Raw genomic sequence first — 23,050 nt, forward strand, 5'->3', positions numbered from 1 at the left:
GGCTACACACTGACAAAAGGCAAATAACATTAATCTACTAAAATTAATATTATTTACCACAGTACACACACATAATTTAGTAGAAAAGTATATTTCGTTTTTCTAGTATCTGCCTTATAGGCTAGACCTATATTTATTTCGATTTTATCTTTGGTTTCTACCAAGACTTTAGTAATCCTAAGATCATTACATTCTTGTTCTATAGTCCATTCATCGACATTTAAATGCATCTCATCTGTATAAAACGTGTAATTCATAGGACGTAATAATTTATGATTAAGAAATTATTTATTTTCACTCATTAAAATTATTTTATCAATTTTGAAAACAAATTATATGTCTAAATAAGCATTTATGATTTCCCACGATATTCCACTGAATGAAAGTGAAAGGTTGAAAAGTTTATATAAATATAATATTTTAGATACTTTACCTGAAGAGGATTTTGATGCCATTACAAATATTGCTGCTAGTATTTGCAAGACCCCTATTTCACTCGTCTCTATTATTGATAAAGACAGGCAATGGTTTAAATCTCATCACGGATTAAATAGCACAGAAACACCAAGAGATATTTCTTTTTGTTCCCACAGTATTTTAACTCCAAATGAATTATTTATTGTTAACGATGCTACAAAAGATGAACGCTTTTATGATAATCCACTAACTACAAATTACCCTAACGTTATTTTTTATGCAGGGGCTCCATTAAATAGTTCAGACGGTCATTGTTTAGGCACTTTATGTGTTATTGATAAAACAGCGAGAAAGCTAAATAAAGATCAGAAAGAGAACTTAAAATTATTAGCAAAACAAGTCGTTAATTTATTGGAGTTAAGGAGAAAGAACGCAGAATTATCGCAGGCAAATGAGGAGGTTTTAAGGTTAAATAAACAATTAAGTGCATTTGCTTACAAGTTATCGCACGACATCAAGACCCCAATAAGTGGAATAAAGCATCTTTCTGAGATAATACAGGAAGATTATGCCCTCGCATTAGATAGTAAAGGAAAATCGTGGCTCGCGCTAATTTCTTCTAGCAGCACCTATTTATATTCTTTGGTTGAAGGAATGTTGAATTTTACAAAATCTACAAATGCTGAAATAGTTTTTGAAACGTTTAATTTTCAAAAACTACTCGAACAAATTAAATCATCTTGTAATTGGGAGCATACATATATTATCAACTATACTAATTGTAATATTACTTTAAAACAATCAAAAATAGCTTTCATTCAAATATTTCAAAATCTACTCTCTAATAGCATAAAGTTTGTAGGTGAATCGCAATCTATTATTTCTATTTCTTTAGAGGTTGACTCGAAATTTTACAAGATAATTTATAAAGATAACGGTCCTGGGATTGATAAAAAATACCATAAAAAAGTATTTGAACTTTTTGAAACTTTAGAGAAGAGCAGTAGTACTGGAATTGGTCTCCCTACTGTTTCAGATCTATTACAAAGGTTAGAAGGAAGTATTGAAATAGAAAGTCCAAAAGAAAAGAAATTAGGAATTGAGTTTTGTATAAAAATTCCAATTATAAAAGATTGAAAGTGATCTCTTTTTAATCTTTTATTTAACATCTAATTTAAGGAGCAAATTATAGCATAAAAATTGGCGTGTCATCTCTGCTACATTTTTCAATGATAGAATTTACATATATCCTGCTTGTTTTATAATACCCCTAGCATTTTTTATTCTCTAAACCGAACTATGTTTTTATTGAGATTCATTTTAGAGGGGCTTAAGTTTAAGAACATAGGAAATGCTTTATGAATAAAACAACTAGATCACTTATGCGAAAATTAATTTTTATAATAGCTAGGTAACACACTATTCCTGCTTTTGGAAACTCTAGAAAATTGACTTCCGGTGGTTATTCAAACTAAATTGCTGACCTCGGATATGTTCAAGTCGGGGTGTCGAAAAAATGTTTAGTGTGTACATATTTCAGGACGTGTCATTATGGTTGTTAACTGTCGAGTTTTACAATAGTGTATAAGATTAGTTGAGTAGTTTAAGCTTCGTAAACCTCTTGAGGTATCAAAAGGCATTGCCATGTGAAAAAGGTATTGGTATAAAATAAATCAGTGGAATACATCTTTGTATAAACTCCTAATTATTAAAAAAACGCTCAAGTCAAACAAAGCCTATAGAATCCTTAGGGATCATATAAGCGGTGTTTGACGAATCTTAAATAAAGAAACCTTACACCTTAGCTTGACAGGTATACTCATCGGTAATAAAGCGCCTTAATTACCCCATACACTGTTCATCTGCAAAATCTTACCCTCTAACTATCCTCTAATTACACTCAACGAATATTAAATTAATTTATCCTAAAAGTTTTTAGTTTTAAAAAATGATAAAATATAAAAACCATGAAAACAATTATTCTCTCCATCGCTATTATCGCATATAGTTTTAGTTCTATAGCGCAAGATGAACAGCCACCAATAGATATCTATCTTGGCACGGCAGCTAATTTTATACTGTTTACAGGAGCTGGAGCAGTCGCCAATACTGGAGTTTCTGAAATTACTGGTGATGTTGGATCACACGCAGGAGCGATAGCTGGGTTTGGACTACCTACAGTTTTAAATGGAACTATACAAAACACAAATTCTATTACTGCGCAAGCTTTATTAGATTTAGCAGCAGCCTGCGTTCAACTTCAAAATATACCAGCAACCATAACAGACCACAGTGGAATTTTTGGAAGTCTAGAAGGGGAAACTATTTATCCCGGAGTTTATAGTAATGCTGCTGCAGTATCACTTACTGGAACGCTAACTCTAGATGCTCAGGGAGATCCTGATGCTATGTTTATTTTTAAAATTACAGGAGCGCTTAACTCGGTTGCTGGTGCTACAGTTCTTTTGGCCAATGGTGCCTCCTCTGAAAATGTGTATTGGATTGCCGTTGGTGCACTTGCTTTGGGTGCAAACACAACTATGAAGGGAACCGCAATAGCATATCCTGGAGCTGTTTCATTAGGAGCAGGTGCAAGTATAGATGGAAGCTTATACTCTACAGTTGGCGCGATCGCAATTAATTCAACAGTTGGAACAAAACCAACCTATAATACTCCGTTTGGTTGTGATATAAATGCTTATCTATTTCAGGACAACGATGTATACACTATAGATTTAGCATCAGGAAGTTCTTATGAAATTGCAACGGATATTACTACAGGAGATATAAATGCAACGGGGTACAATCCAGTAGACGGATATATCTGGGGATCTTTAAGTTCACCTGAAAAAACGATAGTGCGTGTTGGTAAAAATTTCAATACAACTAGTTATTATATAGATGAATTACCAAGTAGTGATACAAAGATTGGAGATGTAAGTGCAGATGGTATCTATTATTTAAAAGGAGAAGATACTACCTATTATAAAATAGACCTTAATCCTAGTTCTGCAGATTTCGCTCAACACCAATCGACAGAAAGCTTATCTCAAAACATAAGTATAGATGACTGGGCTTTTAATGCTGTTGATGGAAATTTATACGCAATAGAGAAAATCTCGAATATTTTATACCGCATTGACCCTTCAGATGGAAACGTACAAACTATGGGTGAAGTACCTATCTTATCTGGATCAACCTATACCTATGATGCAGTCTATTTTGATGTAGATGGTCGTTTCTACATCTCAGCAAGTGAAATAGGAACTATATTCGTAGTGCAAGATGTTCAAGATCTAGATGGCTCAAACGCTATAGATTCTAATCTGTTTGCCTTTGGACCTTCAAGTTCAAATAGCGATGGAGCACGTTGTCCAACAGCTCTTGTTGCTCAAGAAATTTGTGATAACGGTATAGATGATGACGGTGATGGTTTAATTGACTGTGAAGACCCTTCCTGCTCTGGGTATGGAAGTTGTCCCATAATAGAATCGAATACCTCTGGAGGTAATGATGGTGGTTTAGAAAGCAACAATCGACTGTCCGATAAGATTAGTCAAAGAAATTATAATCGAGCAAAAATCAATTATAGATTTGATAGAGGTGTTGCTAGACGAGTCTCAAAATCATCAAATTATGCGAAAAGAAGTCCAAATTCAAATTTTCAATTGCAAAACTTCATTCCACTCACAGTGATTGATGAAGATTATGTTATCGATTCCACTCCTATAGATTTATTAGGAATCACTAATGCAGTAGACGTATATTCTGTTGATTAGATTAAAAATGAAGAATCTATAGCGTCTGTTCTAGCTTTAAAAACTGAAAATGGTGTTTATGAACACACAAAATATATTTGTGATCGGTTATTAGGAGCCGAACTAATTTCTGTTTCGACTATAGAAATAAATGGGCATAGTTTTATTAAATCTATCATTAGAAACACAAATAATTCTAGTGAGTTTGTCTTAAGCCTTTCGGCAAAAATTACGAATAACGAAAAAAATTTTTCAATTGAAAGCCACTGGAATATAGATCAATATGAAGAAAACATCACCTTTTATAATTTTCAAATTTGGTCCAATTCAATAGATAATTTATTGTTGTTAGGACAAGAGGTTCTTAACTTATTAGATATTGAAAAACCGATTTCTGAGTATAATAATTCAACACCTCCAACTGTTTTTGTTAGAAAAGGAAAGTATTTTAATGGAAACTTAAAGTTGCAAATTGTGAATACTAATGCAAGTGAGACGATTTCTTTTGCAGCTGGATTAAGACAAACTGAAACAAGTACAGTCGAAAATATGACGTCTTCAATTGATTTAAACAAAGGTAACTAATCAGTCTACCCGTTGAAACTCAAATTTAGCGATAAGCGCTAATTCATCCAAGACATTTAGCCCATTTTTAATTATGGTGTCTATGACAGATCGTATTTGCGCAAAATTTTGTGCGGCTTGTTCAATTTTAAATTGACCAGATATTTTTTGTTTTACCTTTACATTTCTAATAGCTCTTTCAGAGGCATTATTGTCTGCTGGCACATTTTCTAGGAAAAGAAAGGTGAATAAATGCTGTCTTTCACGCCGCATCCGTTTATAAAAGCTAAAGAGTTCTTTATGAGTTTTATCAGGCGGTTTTTCTAATAAGCATTGGAGTTTTTGAATTATTTTTGCGCGCTCAATGGTGTACTCTTTATTTTGAAATGGCAGTGTTTTTTTAAGTTCTAAAGCATCATAGAGAAGTTTAGAAAAATCAAGACCCCAAGTAGCAGATTTATATTTTAGATTCAAGTAATTTAATCTGCGCTGCAAGTGAGGCAAACAACTTTGATGATTTTTAGCAAACGTGTTTAGGTGTGGTTTCCATCCATCATGTACTAGTGTACTATTGGGAAATCCATTTGGAAAATGAGTTGTTACCGTTTCGCCTTTTCTGTTTCTTGAATGCGTAATATAGTTAGATTAGGGTTTGCCAAGTCCAAAACCAGTGTTTGCTTCTGTTTACTTTCACCCCTGTTTCATCTGCACAATAACTGTACTATTTGCAGACCCTTTGTTTTATAATTTCATAAATTGGTTTTGTTTTATCGGAAAAACGATTTAACAAACAATGAATTCCACCTTCACTAATATGGATGTTAAAAACAGCGTTAAAGACTTCTTGCATTCTTGCAAAAGGCAAGAATTGACGCGCATGAAAATAAGCGACAAGTCCTTCTATATTTTCGCCATAGCTAATAGAAGTGTTTACTCCAGATGGAAAGTCTGCGGTAGATGTACATCCACAATTACAAATTTTACTAAAAGTTTGATATTCTTTAAAAACAGCCTTGATAGGCGGAATATCAACTATTTGACGGGATTGTTCTTTCTGTGGAGAAAAGTCTTGTAATGCGTTTCCACAAGAAGTACAATAATCGGGTACTAATTCTATAATCTCATCGGGATGAGCTGTCATCTCTAAAGTTTTGCCTTTTCGTCCTTTTTGACCGCCTACTTTTCGATCAGATGATTTGCGCAAACTTTGATTTGGTTTAGGATGGTTTTCATCCTTTGAAGGAGGCATAGAGCTGTTGCGACTGTTTTTTGGATTTTCGTAGGTAAATAATTTATCCTTTAACTGTCTATTCTCTTTTAACAGTAGCTGATTTTGCTTTATGATACCTCGGTTCTCTTTAATTAATCCTTGATTCTCTTGGATCAATGCTTGGTTCTGATTTGCCAAGCCTTCAAGTTCATTTACTTGTCTAGCGAGAGAAGTAAACGTCGCATACAACTCTTGATATGTTGGCTTTATTGACAAAAAACAGTTTTATTCAAAGTACCTACAATACAGCTAAAATAGCGGTGTAAAAAACCACGAGTTATCAAGAAAACAAAAGAAGTTGTTAACTGATATGGATAAAATCAATGTTTTTCCAATTTGAAAAAAAACAGAAACAAAATCTTGTTAATAAGACAATTAAAAATGTTAATAACCTAAGGACTTCCTAAAATAACCATCCGAAACTTAGTACTGATTAGTTACAAACAAAGATTATATAATCGATTTAGAGTTTCCGACAGGAAGTTTATTTGACATTGGTTTTAGAATTAGTGATGGTTTAGCGACACCAGATGATTTATTTATGTCTGATGGACCTTGGGGATATGATGATTCTGCTGTAAGTTCGAATATTACTGCTTTTTTAATTGAACCTAATGAAATCATTTTTGAAGCTGATGAGTTTCCGGTTGAAAGAAATGTATCTCTAAAAGCAATAACAAGTGAATATGTTGCAGTATACAGGGCATTAACGCCTCGATTTAATCCAGTCAATTTATCAGATTTTAACAGTCTTAAACTAAATGCAAAAGGGACAGGGAGCCTACAAATAACATTTGTTAAAAAGAGTATCCTTAAGTGGGAAGATCAGTACAAAACAACGATTGAATTAACTGATGAGATTCAAGATTTTCATATTTCTTTTTCAGATATTCAATCTATACTAGAGTCTGAATTAGTCTTAGATGATTTGGTTACTATTGTATTTACTATGATTTCTGAAAATGGAGAAATGGTCGAAAAAGGGATGACCCTTGAAGATATTAGATTTTCAGTAGAAAACAATGAAATCACTACTACTAATGATTTTAATAAATTACAAGCCATCCCTAATCCAATGGGATCGAATACCAGTATTTATTTTGCTTCAAATCAATCTGAAGATATCATATTCATGGTATATGACCAAACAGGGAAACTAGTCTTACAAAACAATTTTAAGACTTCTGTAGGCAAAAACCAACTCATATTCAACAGACAAAGTTTAAAGAGTGGGTTATATATCTGCCTGATAAAAAACTCAATAATCAATTACAGTCCGCTAAAATTATTAGTTAAATAAATGGCTTATAATGAAGAAAAAGGGCAAAAGAGAAATCTTTCGCCCTTTTTCTTTATTATAATTTAAGGTGAAAGACTGTTTTACGTGCTACAGTTGTTTTAAAACCAGTTTATAAAAGGCTTATACCAAATTAGACCTATAATGACGCAATAAATCGTTTCTTTTTCGCCTGCTTTTCATCAAAAATAATTACCGTAGCTAAGGCTATGCTAGTTATTTTTGATTTCAATCAATCAAAAAATAATTCAATTTATTCATACGGCATTATAAATATAATTTGGTATTAGAAATAAACTCAAGACCCTTGTCATGTCTTGCCTCTTAATTTTTTCTATTCCTACTTATAGAGTTTTTAATGTTTCGACAACAACCCTTACCAAATAGGATAGCCCTTCATTTATAACAAATACTTTATGGTTGCAATCGTCAATCACATTAAAAAGAAGCACCTTTCTGGAATTGGTATGGGCGCCACTCATAAAATTCCCAGGGGAACATTCATTGACTTTTGAAGCTCTTTCTAAAGGTTGTTTTACGGGTTTAACCAAGTGCCTTATTTGCTTAAACCTTAAACTGATTTTCATCTCACGATCCAAACCTAAGACTCATTTTCTGTTCCATTTTAGGTCTTCACTACGAATTTTTTGATCCTACTCATCATACCTCTTGAGAGGTATGACTCAGTGAGCTATTGTTCTCTTCTTCATGCTCTTATAAATGCTTTAATTGCTGTTGCTCCATTCCTCCACATTTCTTTGGCTAATAGCAGAATAGACTCTTATCGATTCCTAGTTCTCTCGATAGATCACCTACACCTATAACTCATTTATTTTCATAGAGATATCATATGTTTTGACTCTCACTAAATTTGCTGACATTCATTCTGATGGTTTGAATTTAAAGTTGGTAAATTCAAACCCACTCGGAATGAATGTCCTGTTTTTAGCGTAGGCTAGAATAAGATTATCATTTAACACTGTAAAATAAAAGTATATTTCTTCGCCTTTGCACTTGTAGTAGGTGGAATCGAAAGAGGTTACAAGTATTTCAGCAAGTAATAGGGGAGCAGTCGCTAATAAAGTAGCTAACAAGATCAAAATTTTAACCTCAACAGGCTAGCATTTCTGGTTACTGTACAATTCTTTGTTTTAAGCTGGTATTTGTAGATGGTAATGTTCCATTTAATCATTGAATTTCCTAAAGTCTTATTTGAGTAAGTAACTTTTTTATAGAGGTTATATCTACTTTCTAAAAATGGGCTTTTTAAATAAAAACCATTTAAACCGTAACCCAGTTTCTACAAATGTAAAACCTGCAGCCGTTGCAGATGCAATATTACTATTCGTTCCATATAGGTTTACTAGACAACGATCTGAAAATTTATACCCTACTTTACCATGCAGTCTATAGGTGCTTTGGCTATCATAATCTTCTATATACTGCAATCCAAAAGCCACAGTTAACTCATAAAACCACTCCTTAGGTTTAGCTATTACTTCATCTTTAATCAAATTGACAAAAATTTCACCTGCATTAAATTTTTCTGGACTAAAATAAATAGTTGGAACTTGATTTTTAAAGGTGATGTATTGATAATTTAATCCCACTTTCAAAATTGGTTTACTCAATAGGTTGTAATATAAAGAAGTGAAAAACAGGTTTCTGATATTGTCATCATTTTGTGACGTAAAATAGTACTGTGTAAACAAACCTAATTTAAAATTAGTGCTTAAATTATAATTTACAAAAAAATTATTCATCACAATTTCTCGGTCTAATAATTCCGCATTAAAATTTTGAATTTCACGATTATAATTTAAATCTAATGTTTGTAATTTAAACGGCTTTATGTTAAGAGAAAGATTAGCTAAAAGTTGATTGTACTTGTTATTTTTAGAATCTACAGAAATAATCCCTGCTGTACCTTTTAGAGTTGCGTTTGGTAAAATTTGATATGATATTCCACCATTAAAATCATATGAAGTAGCATTATCATCAGTCACATTATTATCTGTGGTTCTGTAATTATAGCTTCCTAACAGTTTAAATTTAGTTGAGAATGGAATTTCTACCCTATTTTTAACAGCAAATGCTTTGTTATCTCCATTATCAAAGGTATATGAAGCTTTAATTTCGTAGAAGGGTGTAAAGGTAGTGTTGAGGTTTCTTATAAAATTTAATGCATCTTTTTGGTTGTCATAAAAAGTCAATGTGTTTTCGGCAGATTTATAGGCATCATCATAATGTCCTAAGGCTTTTAAGGCATTTGCTTTTCCTAAGTTACCATCAAAAGAAGTGCTGTCATTTTCTAAAACTCGATTGTAATCTTTTAGGCTATTTTTAAAATTGCTTTTGTAAATATTTAAAGTTGCTTGTAAAGCTAAAATCCAATTTTTATTTGGTTGTTCTTTTAGTAAAGCGTCGATTAACTCTTCAGACTCATTATATTTTTTATTCCAGATCAAGGCTTGTATGTAACGCTCTTGTGTTTGTTTTATATCTGATGTATTTTTTAGAATGGGTAGGCTATCGTATGCTTTTTGACTTATAATTAAAGCCTCTTTATTCTTGCCGTTTAAGTGTGAGACTAAGGCTAAGCCATTTAACGCTGCTACTTTATTATCAAGATTTTCTGCTAACAACTCATAAGTTGCTTTGGCATCGTCTAATCGATTGGCAATTAAATACAAGTTTGCTAAGTTTAATAAGGTAGCTTTATCATTATTAAATAGGATTAGATTTTCTTTTAACAAAGCTTCAGCTTCATCATACTGTTGAGCTTGTTGTTTTTGGTAGGCATAGCCTAAATACATGTACTTTTTAGAGTTTAATGCATTTGGATTTCCTGGTAAAACGGCTAAGGCTTTATTCACATAAAGCAAAGCGCCTTCATATTCTTTTAAATTGGACAGTGTGTTCGCATAACTTAATAAGGCTGGAAAACTTTTAGGATCTTCTTTCACCAATCCTTTAAAATAGGTTTTGGCTTTTAGGAAGTTACTATTCCATAATAAGGCCTCTCCATAATTTAATTTCACTTCAAAATCTGAAGGGTAATCCGCTAACAAATCGGTGAAAAGTGTCTTGGCGTCCTCTGTTTTTCCGTTTAGTCCAATAGCACGACCATAACACAACCGTGCAGTCTTATTATCTGGGTATCCTTCCAAGATACTTTCGAAAAATAGTTCAGCTTGCAGGTATTCACCTGTCTCTAAATAAGTATACCCTTCTTGCATATCTTGAGAGAAAATAGAATAAGAGACGAAAAATAATAATATGTAAGGTTTCATTTTCATTGGGATTTTTATACACTGTAAGTTAGGCATTCGCATTCAATCATTTATCTACAGAAACGGTCTACTCGTCGAAATTTAGAAGTTACCTAGGGATATCTAGAAGATATTTGTATCAGAAATCAGAATACTAATCCTAAAAAAGAAACTATTATGGCATTACAAATTTTAGAAAAAAACGGAATTTTTGAAGCATACGGGAATTTAAATACTCATACTTCACGCTCATTTATTGTACATTTTGAATATTTGATGACTACCTTAAAAGAGGTAACTATAAATATTGATAAAATAAAAGCAATCGATGCCAGTGGAATTCGAGCGTTAAGAACACTTTTTGCTATTTCTTTAAAAAATAATAGAATATTACATATTATTGGAAAAGGGTATAAAGATATCTATGCGGATACTAGTAAAACATTTGCTATTTAAGAATAATAAAATATCAGACAAAGATGTATTTAGTTTCAGTTTTAAAAAGAAATCGCATTTCTCAAGAGCATTTATTTATGTTCAGTGTTTTGGTTGTAAATGGAGGGAATTATCTATATAATCTTATCCTTGGTCGTTTATTAGGTCCAGAGCAATTCGCAGATGCTGCAGTATTAATTACATTTTTATTGGTATTATCTTTTGTAGCGATGAGTTTTCAACTAGTGACTGCTAAATTTTCAGTTGTTTTTGAAAACAATTTGTTTGCAAGTTTTATTTCAAAAGTATATAAGAATGCCATTATAGTAGGAATTAGTCTTGGGGCTATAATTATTATCTTCTCAAAACAATTACAAGACCTATTTAATACTGCATCATCAACTATGTTTGTTGTTTTTGGGATAGGGGTACCACTCTATTTCTTAATGAGTGTAAATAGAGGGGTGTTTCAAGGAAAAAAAGCATTTAAACTCCTATCCATTACCTATCAGACTGAAATGTTAAGTAGGTTGCTAATCACACTAGGCTTGTTATTCTTATTTAATATACAATCATCACTAGTCATCGCTATTGGAATTTTAATTTCTTTCGGTTTTGGTTTAATCCCCTTTAAGTTTGAAAATCTAAATTTTAAATCTTCTAGTGTTATTGAAGCTAGTCATTCAAAATTAGTAAGAAACTTTTTTATAATCACAGCATTTTATGAATTCACTCAAATCATAATTAATAATAGTGATATCCTTTTAGTCAAACATTATTTTGAATCTTACGAAGCAGGATTATATGCCTCATTAGCCTTAATTGGTCGTATTGTATATTTTATTGCTTGGATGTTTGTTATGCTATTATTACCAACAGTTGTTCAACTTAAAAAAGAAGGAAAGCCTACTGCTCCAATTTTATTTAAATATGTAGGTTACATAGCGACTATAGCTTCCGTTATTGTTTTATGCAGTTCATTATTCCCTGAAACTGCAATTACTCTATTGTTCGGGAAAAGCTATATAACAATAGCTCCTTTGCTATGGAAATATGCTCTAGCAACTGGATTATTTGCTGTCTCAAACATATTTGCATATTACTATTTATCATTAGATAGATTTATGCCTGTAGTCTTTTCTGGGATTTTTGGAATGCTTCAAATGGGGCTTGTCATTTTCTTTCATGACAGTTTAGAACAAGTAGTCCATATGCAAATTATAGCGATGATATGCTTACTCGTTTTCCAAATTATTTATTTCGTTTTAGATTCTAAAATGAAATAAACAAAAAGATAAATCTAAGATTCTACTCCATTCACCTTCGGCAAAGAGTATCCCATCTAATGTTCTCAATTTTACTAAACTTTATAACGCAAATTTATATCATAATAAAAACGAGCCTTATGAAATTAGCAATAGTAACAGCATACCCGCCAAGCAAGGTCACCTTAAATGAATATGCGTATCACTTGGTAAAGCACTTTAGACAAAAAGAAAGTGTTACAGAAATAGTATTATTAACTGATAAAACCAAGGGTGAAAAAGACATTTCTTTTATCGAAGAAGGTTGTAAAATAACAGTTAAAGAGTGTTGGGAATTTAACAGCTATTTAAACATAATCACTATAACAAAAGCTATTGATTACGCGCTTCCTGATGCCGTATTATTCAACTTACAGTTTATGAAGTTTGGCGATAAGAAAATCCCTGCTGCTTTGGGTTTACTGTTGCCTATCGCCTGTAAATTAAAGCGTATCCCAAACATCGTATTATTGCATAATATCTTAGAAGAAGTTGATTTGAAGTTAGCTGGTTTCACGTCGAATAAATTATTGCAAAAAGTATATGAATTCATAGGAACTACCTTGACGAGGTTAATATTACAATCAGATTCAGTTGTCTTAACGATGCAAAAATATGTTGATGTTTTAGAGAAAAAATACAAGGCTAAAAATGTTTCTTTTATTCCACATGGATCATTTGATGTTTCAAAAGAGAAACCAGATTTTTCAATTACAAATAGACCCTTACAAATTATGACTTTTGGAAAATTTGGCACTTATAAAAAGGTGGAATCTCTAATTGAAGCTGTTGAAAAGGTCAGAAAAACAACAGGCTTAGATTTAGAAATTGTTATAGCAGGAACAGACAATCCAAATGTATCGGGTTATTTAGCGAGAATCCAAGAGGAGTATAAACATGTACCACAATTAAGATTTACTGGCTATGTCGAAGAGCATGAGGTCTCTACGCTATTCAAAGAAAGTGATATTGTTGTATTTCCATACACATCTACAACAGGAAGTTCTGGTGTCCTACATCAAGCCGGTAGTTATGGTAAGGCAATTGTAATGCCAGATCTAGGTGATTTAGCCTTATTAGTTAAACACGAAGGGTACCAAGGTGAATTTTTCGAACCTAATAGTATTGAAAGTTTAGCATTAGCGATTGAAGTTTTACTAACAAATAATGAACATAGACTAACTATTGCTAAGGCAAATTATAAAGCTGCAACAGCTTATCCAATGGAAAAAATAACCGACATGTATATGGATAAATTTTATCAAATTAGTTGTAAAAAAGTGACTAAGAAATTAATGGTGCCCGAATCTGTTTCTATTGACTAATGAATTTAAAAGCGGCCTTTTTTGTTCCCTTACTATCTATGAATCCAAATCGCTTTTGAACATTTTTACGCCAAGGAAGACTCCCTACAACAGCCTTTGGTACTGTTTCAAAATCATATAAAGTCCAAGACATAAATTGTAAATTATAGGCTGCAATTATCTCTTGGGCTTTTTTATGATAGTTGGCTTGATCTTCTTCAGAGCTGCCAAAGGGTTTCCAAATACCAGCATAAGAAGACATGCCAAATTCTTGAAGTACGATAGGTTTCTCGCCTACTTCTTTTTTAAGGTTTTCAATTGCTAAGTCTAAGGTTTTTATGTCTTCATAATAATGAAACGAAACAATATCTACTTTATCTTTTAAAATAGAGGCACTTTGCACATTAGACCAACCGATAGTTACAGGATGGTTTGGGTCTATGGATTTAACTAAATCAATCATAGTATCAAGCCATGAAATAACATTGACTTTTCCTCTTGAATCAAAATCTAAGTTTGGCTCATTTTTTATATCCCAAGCAACAATTGCTTTATGATCTTTTAATCCAGATATAATTGTTTTGGCATGACGCCTATTCAATGTCCAGTTCAAAACCGAATAATCACCATAAAAATCAAAAAGAGTTACAACAACTTTTAAACCATTTTCTTCAGCAGCATCTAATGTTAGCCTTAATTTTTCTAGTTTTTCTTTGTCAACATCAGCCTTACCAAAATCATCGTATTGCACAAAAACACGAATAGAATTTAAGCCGCTATCTTTTATGATTTTAAAATCCTTAGAAATAGTGCTTATTAAAAAAGCCTCTCCAAACATGTCCCAAGGGGTTGCTTGAGGATAGTAATTAATTCCTTTAATGTTTAGGTGTTCTGCGGCTATTAGATCAGGTTCGGTTTTAAAACGTTCACTTCTTTCCTTAACAAAATGTCTAATTCTCCAAAAACCATCTTCTAATAAAACTATAATTTTATATGTAGATTTTTCTGTAGTTTCTAATACCAGTTTTTCATCTTTAAAAACACGTTTATATTCTATCACATCTTTATCTGTAATAACTGCTAATTGACCATCTTCACTAAAGAATTCTAGTGTTGGATGGTGATTTAAAGTTGTAGATTCAACCGTAACCTTTTCCTTGGCATTTAATTCTATAAAAGCGAAAATATTTTCACGAGCATTATCTGTATAATAGTCTTTAATGCCAAAGGTTGTGTTTGTTTTATAAGCCACGAGTTTTACATACCAGGCATCTAAATAATCATTTTCTATTTTTTTTAAAACCTCTTCATCCATCGGCCTGCCTTCGTTATTTAATGGCGACCAAGTAACTTCAGGAATATATTGCTCTATTTTTTCTAATTTAACATGTAGCATACTGCTTCTATCTGCTCCAGTATTTAAATAGGCAAATAATGAACTAAGACCCGAGATAATAATTATAATAATTAGAACGTAGGAAGGAATTAGAATGCTGCGTATTATATTTTTATTTAGGTTTATCATAGTATTTTAGAATTAAATGTTTTTTCTAAACCTGCAGTTTTAACGACTATAGTATAGTTGTCTTTTTTATAGATATCTGGTTTTAAATTAAAATTCACCAATCCTTCAAACGAAGTTTTAGTTTCAGTTTTAAAAAGTGTATTGTTTTTATAAATTAAAAGTTTGACCTGAAATCCGTCTGGAATTATTTGCTTCATAAAGCTTTGAAGAGGGCCTACTGTTATTTCTCTATTGTTTTCTGAAAACACAACCTCAAAGTCTTTAATAACCTGCTTGTACCTCAAAATAATTAATTCACTTTCAGCGATTCCGTCAACATATGCTTTAACACTCCACTCCGTTTCATAATCGGGATGAATCATTTTAGAAGTAGCAATTCCATTAATAGTAGCCCCTGAAGTTTTTAAAATATTCCCTTTTTCATTGGTAATAAAAAAAGTGACATAGGTGGCATCGCTAACAATATTGTTGTGTTGATCAACTAGAATAGAAGTAGAAAATGTTGTCACCTGATTTCCATCTGCGTAATCATGGGGACGTGTAGCAGAAATTTTAAAATCGATTGGAATTGCTGGAAAAACAGCAACTGAAAATTCTTTAGAATTAATGCCCAATGCTTCAGAAGATACCAATAGGCGACCACTTTCTTTTTGAGAATAAATGGTCTTATAAGAGATTAAATCTTTAGTAAAAATCTCTTCATTTTTTTCTGAATTTAAAAACTGATGCTTTGCTAGAACAAGTGTGTTCTCAGGAAAGGGATTGTCTAAGGAGTCTGTTGGGATAACAACTAACATTGTATAGTCCGTTCCTCCAGCTTCAATACTTGGAGGCCCAATATAGGTTTCCATCGATGAAACTTCTTTTTTTGGATGTATCTGGAATTTACCAGACACTGATGAATCTTCATAAATTAGTTTCCAATTCACGAGTCCAATTTTGCTGCTTATATTAAAGGGTATATCATATATCAGGAATTTGCTTTTATATGTTGGAACTATCAAAGTAGAACCATAACTGCTTGAACAATATAAAAGAGGCGCTTTTTCTCTTGAAGTTGAGAATTTTAATGCTATGCGACTTCCTGCTTCAAATTCTGTTTGAGTGGTTTCCAAAGTAAAATTTTGGGTGACCTCACTATTTTGTATCAGCGTAAATGATGATGATAAAATCAGAGCTAAAAGAGAGAGATATGTATATTTATTTTGCATTAATTTGGATTACCAATATATGAGTTTGTTTCTATTTTTATATAACTAAAATCTGGATGCTCAATTTTTTGTAATTCGGCATCAGTATGATTTTCAATTCTATTTGGTATTATTTTATTTGAAATAGATTCGTTAGGTAGACCATTTACAAAAACATTCGCCATTCCATCATTGATAATTTTTACGCTACCCTCTTTTAAAATTTGATATTCAAAACCTTTTTTACGCTGTTGTCTTATCCCTTCTTTCATAAATAAATGATCTACCCAAAGCATTGTTTTGCTCTCGTCATAATATGTGATTAAAAGCTGTGGAACTGTAACTTCTTGAGTTCCGCTATTAAATAGATTTCCATTAATAATTTTACCATTAATAATTACTTCACTCATCGCTATATTTTTATAGAGATCAGATCCTGACACATTTCCAGCTGCTTGCAAATTAAATTTTGTGGGTTGCTCGTCCAAATCTACAGGTGTAAATTCATCTGGATTAAATGTATCTGGAATAGAGTCCTCCGTTTTTGACCATGCGATACCCTCAAAATTAATTCTAAAAGAACTTGATTCTTTTGGTAACAACTTGTGCTTTACATGATATTTAGCATTGTATACAGCTAGCGATTTATCATCATCATTATATAAGGTGCCCTTTAGCACAACATCTGCAGGGACATTATCTATATTTTGGATTTCGCCAATTATTGCATAATGATTTTTATACTTTACAAGTTTGGCGGAGAGCACTTCTAGAACTGGCTGTTTTAAAACATCTTCATGATGGGTTTGCTCAGTTGTTACTCTTCTCCTTCCTTGATTAAAAAAACTAGTATTATTGCTTGAATAAAACTGGTCTGGGGGTAAATCCGTATCCAAACTAACAGGTAATATATACCATTTATTATTGTGTTTTGATAATGATTTATAATCAACACGATTAATTTTCTCGAGAGGAGTTATCCAATCTGTTGTTACTTTTGCGGTTGCCAAACTATCATTTCTATTTGTGATAACTGTTTCAATGGCGTCAAGTTTTGCATAACTACTCAATAAACCATCAGTGACCGCATTTTCAAGCATATATTGAGCAATTGTAATATTACTTTCAGGATCGATTAAACTATAAGCTTTTTCAAATTCTTTAAAATCTAAAGCATCGTAATATGCAAGTATTACATTTTCTGGAATACGTTGCGAATCATTTTTTAAATAGAATTGATAGACACTATAAAAAACAATCGCCGCTAAAATAATTGACCAATAGTGTGTAATCTTAAGAATAGAATTTGAAAACTTAGAGTAGCTATTCGAATGGTTTAAAAACGCAGTATTTTTTTTTGGCCGTGTCTTTAATGCATTAATCAATGGCATTTGAATGTTTAAGATAAATGTTATTAAAACCACTGAAAAAGGCAAAATTCCCCAACTAATTTTTTGCCATTTAGCGACATCCTCTTTATATAGAATTGAAGAAACTGGCGCTATATTTAAGCGTTCCCAAACCATAATTCCATTTTGTAATTGCCGTAATCTTTGCCAACCAGAGAAATAAAGAATAGGGTCATAGAATTTATCGTTTGAAAAAATATACTTGAGATTGTATTTTTCTGGTGTTGTTAAAAACTGCTGTAATGAACCAATCCCCGCGACACCTTTAAACTTCGAATTCTCCAAGCGTTCAATAGGCCTAGTTGTTAATTCTGGCAGTCGTCTTGCAGAATGGTAATTTCCATCTACAGTCATTGCATTCGTTTGCGCACTTAACCAAGCCATTTGATCACCAAAACCTAAAGTTAAGAAGCGCCATTTATGATGATCATCCTGATTTAGAAAATTAACAATAGGTAGCATCTTTATTTTCTGCGGTTGTAGTGGCCTAAAATACCCAAGACTCATAGTGAAAATAGTCATAAATATAAATAATCCTGCAAGTAGCCCTCCAAAAATCCGATGGTAAATAGACCCGAATTTCGATTGAATGAGTTCTTTCAAATCCCCTTCAATAAATCGGTATGCAAATTCACCTAATAGTGGTAAAGACATAATAGAAGCCCAGAAAGTAAATCTATCTAACGTAAGTATATTAAATGCTGTTTCACCTAAAATCAGTCTTGGGATAGGTGTTGTTCCTCCTGTTCCTAAAATAGTTAGTATAGTTATAGATAGACCAAAAAAGAGATAGCGTTTACTATAAAATCTAAAAAATATGTAAGGCAATAGGATGAGTAAAATTCCCCAAGGAATTAAAAAGAACACTAGTCCAGAAGATGTAATCTCTAAAAAATTATCCCGTGACCCGTGCGGAATTGGAACTTGTGTTATTGGATTATTTTTAGAATTAATCCAATAGGGTAGGATGCACCCAATAATAATAATTAAAGAGGCTATTCCAAAAGTAATAATCCTTTTAAAGAGTTTAAAGAAATTATTTAAAAAAACTTTAAAAGTAACTTCTTTCATTGATTTTACTTCCTCTCTAGAAACATCCATAATGACCATTCCTATTAACGGAAAGATAAAAAACACCATCCCAAATATTGGTGTCACATGATGAGAAGTAACCGTAACGGCAACTAAAGATAACGAAGTTGCTAAATACCAGAGTTTCCCCGTTTTTAGCCACGAATAGATTTCAGGTAAGGCATGCAGTAAAAGTGAAATCCCTATAATACTTGGGAGTTGACCAAATATGTGAAGTGTTTCTACAAAAGAAGATGAAAATACAGCCAATATAGAAGCATAACCTGCAACCGTTCTGTTTGATGTGATTAATAAAGAGAAACGATAAATACCTGTTATAAAAAGTAATATCGATAAAAGTGCAACTGTAAATAAGCCAAATTTTAAACCACCAATGAGAGATAATAATCCAATAGATTGATGCACTAATGGCGGGTAACTCATTACGGTAAACCCAGTATACCATTTGTAATTCCATGGTTCAAACCAACTATTTGCATAATGATCCGCAAAAAAAACATGTATCAATGCATCATACGTAGTTTCTAAGGTAAAAAAAATAGAGGTACCATGAAAAGCTAATCCTAAAAGGATCGCTACAATTAAATATTTATTTGATGCTTCTTTCATTTATTCCTTTATAATGGCAATAACCTAAATATACATAATTTTAATAGCGATTCGATTTTAACTATCTATAGAAAACTACTCTTCGCCTATACTTAGTGATAGGTTAAACTAAATAAGGATTTTAGGAGAAGCTTACAGCCTACTTTTAAACTATGTGAAACAAAAAAACATTTTTATCATGAAAGTTTTAGCAATAGATGATCAACAATTAGTTTTACTTCCTTTACAAAAAGGAATGGAAGAGTTAGGCTACGAAGTAATAATAGAAACTGATGCTTTTAAAGCAATTGGATATTATAATTCTTTCAATCCAGATTTAGTGATTGTTGACATAAATATGCCAAAAGTTTCAGGTTTAGAAGTCATAAAACATATAAGAAGCAAAGAAAACTCTCAAATACCAATAATGGTTTTATCGGGTGACACACAAGATGAAACCATCACAGAAGGTTTTGAATTAGGAATTAATGACTATATGAAAAAGCCTTTAAGCTTAAATGAAATTAGTGCACGTGTAAAAAGATTAATAGGCGCTCCTAAGGTTAAAAATACAATTTCAAAAAGTGATGTTATAATTCAGGAGCGTTGTGTAGGAGTCGTGATTCCTTGCTATAACGAAGAAGAACGTTTACTAAGTACCGAATTTACAGACTATATAAATAAAAACTCTGGATATCATTTATGTTTTGTTAATGATGGAAGCACCGACAAAACATTAGAAATTCTTAAAGAATTACAAAAAGGAAGAGAAAATTTTATTACCGTTTATGACTGCAAAAAAAATGGAGGAAAAGCTGAAGCTGTACGTTTAGGAATGCTTCATATGGCTACTAAAGAAGATTTAGATTATATCGGTTTTTTAGATGCCGATTTATCTACAGATTTAGCTGATTTTGATGATTTGGTAAAAACAATAGAGCATTCAGAATTTAAAATAGTAAGTGGTTCTAGAATTGCAAGAATGGGCGCAAATATTACTCAAGAGTCTGCAAGAAAGATAATAAGTCTGACCATTAATTTTTTCATTAGAAAAATATTATGGCTCTAGTTTAATACAGCTATTATATGTATATTTAGATTATGAACATAGATAATCTAAAAGAGGAAATACTATCACTATCCACTCTAGATCGTGATAATCTGTTAAAGGATATTACAGATTCACTTGAGCATAATCAATTGGTTGAGCGGGCTTCCCGTCGCCATATTTTAGATAATAAAATGGGCGGATGCCCACATTGTTTACATGAAAAATATGTTCGTTTTGGAGTTGACAAAGGCTCGCAGCGCTATAAGTGCAAGTCTTGCAATAGAAGCTTTACTGAATATACTGGCACTTGGATGGCGGGACTTCAAAGAAAGGATATGATTTCATCTTATTTAAGTCTTATGGTTCAAGAAAAAAGTTTAGATAAAATAAGTTCAGAATTAGGCATCAATAAAAAGACAGCCTTTGATTGGCGTCATAAGATATTAGCTTCATTCGATACTAAAAATGACGATGACCAAGACAACTTTACAGGTATTACAGAGAGTGACGAAACCTTTTTCCTAAGATCAGAAAAAGGTATGGAGGTAAAAGATAGGGAATCAAGAAAAAGAGGCGGTAAGTCTAAAAAGAGAGGTATAAGTAAAGATCAAGTTGCGGTAATTGTAACACAGGATAGAAAATCAACATTAGACCTTAGCGTGGCTAAACTCGGTCGAATAGGAAAAGTAGATATAGAAAATGCTATCGGTAAACGTGTTATAAAGGATATAACCATATTGTGTAGCGATGCCCATCACAGTTATAAAGGGTTTGCCAAAGATAGCGAAACAGAGTTCCACATCGTAAATGCATCAAAAGGAGAAAGAGTAAAAGGAAAGTATCACATACAACACGTTAATTCTACTCACAATAGAGTTAAAAAATGGATTGAAAATACCTTTTGGGGAGTATCAACAAAATATCTACAACAATATATGAATTGGTATCGAATAAAGGAAAATATAAAGTCTAGAAGCGATAGAGCCAACGCCTTTGTGGAAGAAACAATTGCTCTAGGTACATTGAAACGGTATAATCAAATCGAATCTAGATATGAAAACTTAATATCAACGCAGACCTAAACTAGAGCCAATATTATCAATGGATTTTAAAGACACACAATGTGGTGCAAAAATCTTTCATAAGGATGTTATAAATATTGCTTTCCAGAAAAAGTTTGTGACAAAATGGATTTTTGACGTTGAAATTTATAAAAGGATGAGTCTTTATTATGGATTAAAGGAAGCAAAAACGATGCTTTGTGAACAACCCTTAAAAAGATGGATCCATGCGGATGGTTCAAAATTATCTATAAAAGATTCAGTAAATATTGTTGGTAAACTAGCACAAATAGCCTGGGTATATAGATCGAAACAACCATTAAATCATCTACAGCAAGCGAATTAGACGCTGTAAAATAATAAGTTCGGTTAATAAAAAATGAGGATAGGCATTATTGTCATAGTGCACAATGAAGAAAATGACATCAATAAATAGTTATTCAGTAAACGGATAAAAATTCAAACTTAATCTTGGGATTAATATAATTGAAAAAATATTAATCCCAAGATTAATAACTGCAAGTGGTATTATACCAAATTAAATTTATAATGTCGTATAAAATCAGTTTATTTTTCACTTTTTAATCATCATAAAATAGAACCGTAACTATGGCTATGCTTATATTTTCGTCCTCAACTAAGTAAAAAACCTTTGCTGAGCTACGTCGTAGTATAATTCAAATTTTTGATATAACATTTAAAAACTAAATGGGTATAACTACAAGAACTCTTCTAATCTCAATTAATAATACTGTTTTTGATTTGACAGATGCTGTTTTCATTATGCTGTATTTTACTTTTAATTGAAACTAAAATTTTTAAATAGTCCTTTTGATGGATATGCACTAGTTCCACTTGGCAATTGAAGATTCAGAATCATTTCTAGGGTTTCAGAAACGCTACTACTTTAAGGGATATATTCTTTGTTATTTCATTGACTACTTCTCCAGTGTGCAAAGTTGTTTTGTTTTCATACCTCTTTTTGCAATTCTCAATATAAAGATCCACGATATCAATAACAGAACCGATAAATTCATTTTTGAATCGAGTGGATTGCAACCATACTCTAATAGGTCGTTAATATGCGCCATCTTAATATTGGCATACTTTATTCTCTCTCTTCCTTGTTCTCAATGAATTTAACTCTACGTCTAAATCTTCTCATTTTTCTCGTCCCCTTTGGTGGGCTTCCAGTAAAAAACAATGATCTAGTTTTCTTCTGATTGTTTTTTGAGTTTTACTGGCTTAAAATCTAGGTAAGGAGTGCGCCCGTTTGTCTTTTTGTACTTCTTTAATTTTTGCATTTTCTTTCAGTTTTTTAGGCTAAAAGAGGTTGTCGAGTGACACGAAAGTAGCTCAGTTATTAAGAAAAAACCCCTAAAGCCTTAGCAATAGGGGTTTTAATCTGTACCTAGGGCGGGAATCGAACCCGCACATCGTAAAATACTGGGTTTTGAATCCAGCGCGTCTACCAATTCCGCCACCTAGGCATTTGGAAATGCGAAAATATGAA

At 32.1% G+C, this 23,050-nt stretch carries 16 protein-coding genes, 1 tRNA gene and 2 pseudogenes; 10 read left to right on the forward strand and 9 right to left on the reverse strand.

Going from position 1 to position 23,050, the window contains the following annotated elements; all coding sequences use genetic code 11:
• Window positions 1-53: 53 nt before the first annotated feature.
• Window positions 54-257 carry a hypothetical protein gene (locus P700755_RS19895; RefSeq protein WP_015023992.1) on the reverse strand — a complete coding sequence of 68 codons (204 nt, stop codon included), beginning with the start codon at window positions 255-257 and terminating at the stop codon, window positions 54-56.
• A gap of 97 nt (window positions 258-354) precedes the next feature.
• Here P700755_RS19895 and P700755_RS06875 point away from each other — a divergent pair, with 97 nt between their 5' ends.
• The 3 genes from P700755_RS06875 to P700755_RS18695 all read left to right on the forward strand — a co-directional run bounded on the left by P700755_RS06875 (window position 355) and on the right by P700755_RS18695 (window position 4,760).
• Window positions 355-1,554 carry a GAF domain-containing sensor histidine kinase gene (locus tag P700755_RS06875; RefSeq protein ID WP_015023993.1) on the forward strand — a complete coding sequence of 400 codons (1,200 nt, stop codon included), beginning with the start codon at window positions 355-357 and terminating at the stop codon, window positions 1,552-1,554.
• A gap of 830 nt (window positions 1,555-2,384) precedes the next feature.
• Window positions 2,385-4,196, forward strand: coding sequence for an ice-binding family protein (locus tag P700755_RS20625; RefSeq protein WP_015023994.1), 1,812 nt, complete (start codon window positions 2,385-2,387; stop codon window positions 4,194-4,196).
• Between the two features lie 321 nt (window positions 4,197-4,517).
• On the forward strand, window positions 4,518-4,760 hold the full coding sequence (locus P700755_RS18695) for a hypothetical protein (RefSeq protein WP_157609265.1): 243 nt from the start codon (window positions 4,518-4,520) through the stop codon (window positions 4,758-4,760).
• Here P700755_RS18695 and P700755_RS19180 read toward each other — a convergent pair.
• A pseudogene (locus P700755_RS19180) lies at window positions 4,761-6,225 on the reverse strand (IS66-like element ISPto7 family transposase).
• Window positions 6,226-6,550: 325 nt separating this feature from the next.
• Here P700755_RS19180 and P700755_RS06895 point away from each other — a divergent pair.
• Entirely contained in the window at window positions 6,551-7,309 is a 759-nt protein-coding gene (locus tag P700755_RS06895) for a T9SS type A sorting domain-containing protein (protein WP_041758201.1), read from the forward strand.
• A gap of 341 nt (window positions 7,310-7,650) precedes the next feature.
• Here the strand turns inward: P700755_RS06895 and P700755_RS20255 are convergent, their stop codons facing one another.
• The 3 genes from P700755_RS20255 to P700755_RS06910 all read right to left on the reverse strand — a co-directional run bounded on the left by P700755_RS20255 (window position 7,651) and on the right by P700755_RS06910 (window position 10,605).
• Window positions 7,651-7,893 (reverse strand): hypothetical protein, encoded by a 243-nt coding sequence (locus P700755_RS20255; protein WP_051007946.1) that lies wholly within the window; start codon window positions 7,891-7,893, stop codon window positions 7,651-7,653.
• 294 nt (window positions 7,894-8,187) lie between these two features.
• Window positions 8,188-8,400 carry a hypothetical protein gene (locus tag P700755_RS06905; protein ID WP_015023995.1) on the reverse strand — a complete coding sequence of 71 codons (213 nt, stop codon included), beginning with the start codon at window positions 8,398-8,400 and terminating at the stop codon, window positions 8,188-8,190.
• A 150-nt stretch (window positions 8,401-8,550) separates the two neighbouring features.
• Entirely contained in the window at window positions 8,551-10,605 is a 2,055-nt protein-coding gene (locus P700755_RS06910; RefSeq protein WP_015023996.1) for a tetratricopeptide repeat protein, read from the reverse strand.
• A gap of 150 nt (window positions 10,606-10,755) precedes the next feature.
• Here P700755_RS06910 and P700755_RS06915 point away from each other — a divergent pair, with 150 nt between their 5' ends.
• The 3 genes from P700755_RS06915 to P700755_RS06925 all read left to right on the forward strand — a co-directional run bounded on the left by P700755_RS06915 (window position 10,756) and on the right by P700755_RS06925 (window position 13,642).
• Window positions 10,756-11,034: a hypothetical protein gene (locus P700755_RS06915; RefSeq protein ID WP_015023997.1), complete on the forward strand. Its 279-nt coding sequence runs from the start codon at window positions 10,756-10,758 to the stop codon at window positions 11,032-11,034.
• Between the two features lie 23 nt (window positions 11,035-11,057).
• Window positions 11,058-12,299 carry an MATE family efflux transporter gene (locus P700755_RS06920; protein WP_015023998.1) on the forward strand — a complete coding sequence of 414 codons (1,242 nt, stop codon included), beginning with the start codon at window positions 11,058-11,060 and terminating at the stop codon, window positions 12,297-12,299.
• A gap of 119 nt (window positions 12,300-12,418) precedes the next feature.
• Window positions 12,419-13,642 (forward strand): glycosyltransferase, encoded by a 1,224-nt coding sequence (locus P700755_RS06925; protein ID WP_015023999.1) that lies wholly within the window; start codon window positions 12,419-12,421, stop codon window positions 13,640-13,642.
• Here the strand turns inward: P700755_RS06925 and P700755_RS06930 are convergent.
• The 3 genes from P700755_RS06930 to P700755_RS06940 are packed head-to-tail and all read right to left on the reverse strand — an operon-like array spanning window position 13,632 to window position 19,446.
• Window positions 13,632-15,146, reverse strand: coding sequence for a cellulase family glycosylhydrolase (locus P700755_RS06930; protein WP_015024000.1), 1,515 nt, complete (start codon window positions 15,144-15,146; stop codon window positions 13,632-13,634). The two genes, P700755_RS06925 and P700755_RS06930, sit on opposite strands and share 11 nt — an antisense overlap.
• The gene (locus P700755_RS06935) at window positions 15,143-16,357 is read right to left on the reverse strand and encodes an Ig-like domain-containing protein (RefSeq protein ID WP_041758203.1); all 1,215 of its coding nucleotides are present in this window, start codon (window positions 16,355-16,357) and stop codon (window positions 15,143-15,145) included. Before P700755_RS06935 ends, P700755_RS06930 begins: the two co-directional genes overlap by 4 nt.
• On the reverse strand, window positions 16,357-19,446 hold the full coding sequence (locus tag P700755_RS06940) for a membrane protein (protein WP_015024002.1): 3,090 nt from the start codon (window positions 19,444-19,446) through the stop codon (window positions 16,357-16,359). Before P700755_RS06940 ends, P700755_RS06935 begins: the two co-directional genes overlap by 1 nt.
• A gap of 178 nt (window positions 19,447-19,624) precedes the next feature.
• Between P700755_RS06940 and P700755_RS06945 the strand changes: the two are divergent.
• From P700755_RS06945 to P700755_RS06955, 3 genes and pseudogenes are all read left to right on the forward strand, one after another.
• Window positions 19,625-20,485: pseudogene (locus P700755_RS06945) on the forward strand (response regulator); the annotation flags it as partial.
• A 41-nt stretch (window positions 20,486-20,526) separates the two neighbouring features.
• On the forward strand, window positions 20,527-21,558 hold the full coding sequence (locus tag P700755_RS06950) for an IS1595-like element ISPto1 family transposase (protein WP_015022784.1): 1,032 nt from the start codon (window positions 20,527-20,529) through the stop codon (window positions 21,556-21,558).
• A 19-nt stretch (window positions 21,559-21,577) separates the two neighbouring features.
• On the forward strand, window positions 21,578-21,883 hold the full coding sequence (locus P700755_RS06955; protein WP_041758204.1) for a glycosyltransferase family protein: 306 nt from the start codon (window positions 21,578-21,580) through the stop codon (window positions 21,881-21,883).
• A gap of 1,062 nt (window positions 21,884-22,945) precedes the next feature.
• Here P700755_RS06955 and P700755_RS06960 read toward each other — a convergent pair.
• Window positions 22,946-23,027: transfer RNA gene (locus tag P700755_RS06960), tRNA-Leu, on the reverse strand.
• Window positions 23,028-23,050: the final 23 nt, after the last annotated feature.

Origin of the sequence: Psychroflexus torquis ATCC 700755 (genome assembly GCF_000153485.2) — a bacterium.
GTDB classification, from domain to species: Bacteria; Bacteroidota; Bacteroidia; order Flavobacteriales; family Flavobacteriaceae; genus Psychroflexus; species Psychroflexus torquis.